The organism is Streptomyces sp. NPDC005423, assembly GCF_040606415.1.
In the GTDB taxonomy this organism is placed as follows: Bacteria; Actinomycetota; Actinomycetes; order Streptomycetales; family Streptomycetaceae; genus Streptomyces.
Window position 1 is genome coordinate 1 of record NZ_JBEXET010000098.1, and the last position, 4234, is coordinate 4234.

Consider the following 4234-nt stretch of genomic DNA (forward strand, 5'->3'; position numbering starts at 1 on the left):
CCGGCGAGTACTTACTGGGTGGCGCCACTTCTTCCTCGTTTCCTTGTTCAGGACAACCCTATTGGATGCCTGTCCGGAAACTTCGTGGCCCCTCACTCGGCCGCAGCCGCACACGTGAGGATCCGGAGGTCGGTGCCGGCAGGCATCAGGACATCGACGTCGAGGGTGATGTCACCCACCCGTGGATGTTCGATGGTCTTGCGGTCGCCGGCCCAGGGGGTGGCAGTGCCGTTGAACCACAGTCGGGCGAAAGCTGGTTCCCGTCGAAGCATGCCTTCGACGAGTGAGGCAAGACGTTCATCCTGGGGATGGGCGGCCGCCGTCACACGCAGGTCGGCGACGAGGTCCTCCTCTTCCGCGTCGCTGCCTCTCCATGACCAGACAGGCCATGCCGCAATCGGGTCCCGGTCTCGGCTGGCTCTCGTCTGGAACATCCCGGCGATGAGACTGCGCCCCTCCCAGCCGTACGCGCGGGGATCGCCGGCCGCGGCCGTCCACATCTTGTTCCAGCCGATGATGGTCCAGTCAGCAGCGAAGATCCCGGCGGGAGTCGCTCCCAGCTGATGGACCAGTCGCTGCACGCTCGCGGGTATGTGCCTGGAGACGTTCCCGGCAGAGGGCGGTGCGAGTTGGGCGCAGCGGAACAGATGGTCACGCTCGGACGGGTCGAGGCGCAGTGCTCTGGCCAGAGCGGTGACCACTTGGGCCGAGGGGTTGCGAGCGCGGCCCTGTTCCAGCAGCACCAGGTAGTCGACCGATATGCCTGCCAGACGGGCCAGTTCTTCACGACGCAGTCCAGGGACGCGCCGCTCCCCGCCGGCCTCCAGGCCAATGTCCTGCGGTGACATACGCTCACGCCAGCCGCGCAGGGTCATGCCAAAGTGATTCATCGTCGCCATGCGGACCATCGTCGTCCAGATGCCACGGACGACACGAAGCTTGTGTTGCCACATAACGGATCTGTTACACGGAGTCGAGTCCTGACCGCCCGGGTCGGGTTACGGCGCGCCGTACGGCAGAGCCTCGCCGGACGCGTCGGGGCACCATTCCGGAGAAGCGCGATCAGATCGCCAACCGCAGGAAGCGCGGTTCTCGCGGCGGCCGTCCGCCGAAGTTCGACCCGGTCGACTACAAAGAACGCCACGCGGTGGAGTGCGGCATCAATCGCCTCAAAAGACACCGCGCGGTCGCCACGAGATACGACAAGCTTGCCGTCCGTTACGAAGCGACCGTACTGGTCGCCGCCACCGACGAGTGGCTGTAGGAATCCGACGAAAGCCGAGGGCCGGTGGGGGCCCGCAAACCAGTCGAGAAAGCCTTTGCGGGCTGTCACCCTGGCCAGATGTCGCTCAAGCTGACCGGATCCAGCGGGGCGGCCAAGACCACGCTCGCCTTCGCCCTAGCCCTGCCCTTGGAGTTGGTTGGAGCAACGCCGTGGGTGGTACTGCTGTACCTACCCTGCCCCCTAGGCCGCTGCCGCCCCCGTAGAGGATGATCGACACGCGAAGGGCCCGGCGAGTTCGTCGACCACGGTCGTCGGATCTTCATGACGTGATCCGGCGCCGCCCCGCTCGCGGCCGGGCCCTGCTCCTCAGGGAACCGACCAATAGCCCTGAAGTCGCCCCGCGCGCGACAACCGGGCCCGACGCGCCGTGGAAAGCGGCTGCTTCCGGGCCCTTCGCTGCCAAAATGCCCTCAACCAGTCGTAGGCGAAGGGCCGTTGGGCGTGCGGTCGGCCGGAGGAACCCCGTGGCGCCGTCGGCCGGATCGGTCTGAAGCAGAGAAAAGGAACCCACGGTGTCCGACGAAGGACGGCTGATCGCCGGCCGATACCTCATCCTCGACCGCATCGGCCGGGGCGGCATGGCCACCGTCTGGCGCGCCCACGACGAACTCCTGGGCCGCCAGGTCGCCGTGAAGAAGCTCCACTCCCAGCCCCAACTCGACGTCGCCGAACTCGCCACCCTCTTCGAACGCGCCCGGCGCGAGGCACACAGCGCCGCCCGGATCAGCCACCCGAACGTCGTTGTCGTCCACGACGTCGTGGACGACGAGGGCCGGCCCACCATCGTGATGGAGTACGTGCGCTCCACCACCCTCGCCGACCGGATCAAGGCGGACGGCACGGTCCCGCTCGACGAGGTCGCCCGGATCGGCCGGGGCGTGATCGCCGCGTTATGGGCCGCGCACCGGGCAGGGGTCCTGCACCGGGATGTGAAACCGGCCAACGTGCTGCTCGCCGAGGACGGCCGCGTGGTCCTCACCGACTTCGGCATCGCCCAGGCCGTCGAGACCTCGGCGCTCACCCGCACCGGCCAACTCGTGGGGTCGGTCGACTTCATGGCCCCCGAACGCCTCGTCGGCGCCAAACCCGGGCCGGAGGCCGACCTGTGGGCACTCGGCGCAACGCTCTTCGAAGCGGTCGAGGGCCGCTCACCGTTCCTCCGGGAAACGGTGGCCCAGACGATGTACGCCATCGCCATGGAACCGGCCCCCGAAGTGCGCGGTGCCGGACCGCTCACCCCGCTGATCCAGGGCCTGCTCGTGGCCAAACCGGCCGACCGGCTGTCGGCCGAGGACGCCGAACGCATGCTGCGAAGACCGGCAGGCGCAGCGGGGCCCTCTGTTGTTCCACCCGCCGCCCACCCCGTGGCCGTGGCCGACGACGCTCCGGCTCCGACTCCGACTCCGGCTCCGGCCGCGAACCCAGTGCCCGAGTCCGCATCGCCATCACCATCGGGGCTCAACTCGGACCGCGGAAACGACGATGCCTCCGCAGCCGAGCCACCCGTAGAACCTCCACAGCCCGATACGACCGACCAACAGGCGCACCGGCCCCCAGGCCGTTCGAGGAAGCCGGTCGTGCTCGCCGCGGCCGTCGCCACGGCGCTGTTGATCACGATCGCCGTACTGCTGACCAACCTGCCAACGGGGAAGAGCAGCGTCAGCGCCACCGCGTCCGACGGCCCGCTCGCGGCCGACAACCCCACCCAGCAGTCCACGGACACATCCGCACCCACGGTCTCCTCCCCCAAGGCGTCCCGCTCCGCGAGTTCCGGCGCCAAATCTCCGACGCCGCACACCGCTTCGAAGCCGACGTCCACAACCGTGCATGAGGACTCCGAGCCGGAGTCCGGAGGCAATGCCGGATCCGAGGAAAGCGGGTCCGGTGCAACGGTCGGCCCGGCCGTCGGCCATGCCCTGGTGGTCCCCGCCACGCAGAAGTGCCTGAGCGGCGGCGCCGGGACCGAGGGAATCCAGCTGGTCCATGTCGCCTGCGACGGCTCCGCGGCACAGCGCTGGCAGACCGGATCGAGGGACACCTTCCGCTCCTTGGGGAAATGCATGACCGTGGCCGACGGAGCGAGCGACGACCGGACCGAGATCCAACTGAGCGCGTGCAGCGGCGACTCCAGCCAGCAATTCCACTTCTCCGGTACGGAACTGATGGCCAATCAGTCACAGAAGTGCGTCACCGTTTTCGGGGGCACGAGCGGCACGGTGGTGGTCCTGTGGGAATGCAACGCCTGGGACAACCAGACGTGGACCCTCCAATAACATGGCCGACATGGCACTTCGGCATGGCTGTGCGCGGTTGGCGTGAGCGCATGTCACCGCAGGACAGCGGGCTGACGTTGGGCGGGGAGCGGCGCATCTCCGGACTGCACCGCGAAGAGCTGGCCGGTCTGGCGGGCATATCGAACTCGGCCCCCTCGCCACGCCCTTCGGGCGGGTCTGTAAAACTAGCGGTGTAACTGGGTTTGGTGTGGCTAGAGTTGGCCTGCGGTGAGGCGGCCGTCGAAGGCCAGGTCGAAGGCATTCATGGCGCCTTTCCAGCGCATAGTCCAGCGTTTGCGGCCGGCGCCGGTCGGGTCGAGGCTCATGACCGCCATGTAGACGCACTTGGGGGCGGCCTGCTCCGTGGGGAAGTGCCCGCGGGCGCGGACGGCCTTGCGGATGCGCGCGTTGACGCTCTCGATGCTGTTGGTTGTGCACACAATGCGCCGTATCTCGGCATCAAACTGAAGGAAGGGTGTGAACTCTGGCCAGCTGGACTCCCAGAGGCGGACGATCGCCGGGTACTTCTTGCACCAGGTCTCGGCGAATTCCAGGAACCGCGTCGTGGCCGCGTCCTCTGTCGGCGCGGTGTAGACGGGCTTGAGCGCCTTGGCGATCTTGTCCCAGTCCTGTCGGGCCGCGTATCGAAATGACGCCCGCAGCAGGTGAAGCCGTC

2 protein-coding genes and 4 pseudogenes are annotated in these 4234 nt (G+C 67.9%); 4 read left to right on the forward strand and 2 right to left on the reverse strand.

Annotated elements, in window-relative coordinates:
- Positions 1–287, forward strand: a pseudogene (locus ABZT12_RS39125) (hypothetical protein); the annotation flags it as partial.
- Here the strand turns inward: ABZT12_RS39125 and ABZT12_RS39130 are convergent.
- Positions 168–953 (reverse strand): annotated as a pseudogene (locus ABZT12_RS39130) (helix-turn-helix transcriptional regulator); the annotation flags it as partial. The pseudogenes ABZT12_RS39125 and ABZT12_RS39130 sit on opposite strands and share 120 nt — an antisense overlap.
- A 92-nt stretch (positions 954–1045) precedes the next feature.
- On the opposite strand from ABZT12_RS39130, the pseudogene ABZT12_RS39135 reads away from it, so the two are divergent.
- From ABZT12_RS39135 to ABZT12_RS39145, 3 genes and pseudogenes are all read left to right on the forward strand, one after another.
- A pseudogene (locus ABZT12_RS39135) lies at positions 1046–1264 on the forward strand (IS5/IS1182 family transposase); the annotation flags it as partial.
- Between the two features lie 533 nt (positions 1265–1797).
- Positions 1798–3558 carry a protein kinase gene (locus tag ABZT12_RS39140; protein ID WP_356394605.1) on the forward strand — a complete coding sequence of 587 codons (1761 nt, stop codon included), beginning with the start codon at positions 1798–1800 and terminating at the stop codon, positions 3556–3558.
- Positions 3519–3701, forward strand: a pseudogene (locus ABZT12_RS39145) (hypothetical protein); the annotation flags it as partial. The gene ABZT12_RS39140 and the pseudogene ABZT12_RS39145, both read left to right, overlap by 40 nt.
- 69 nt (positions 3702–3770) lie before the next feature.
- On the opposite strand, the gene ABZT12_RS39150 reads toward ABZT12_RS39145, so the two are convergent.
- Positions 3771–4234, reverse strand: a 464-nt coding sequence (locus ABZT12_RS39150) for a transposase (RefSeq protein WP_356394608.1), incomplete at its 5' end; no start/stop codon positions are given.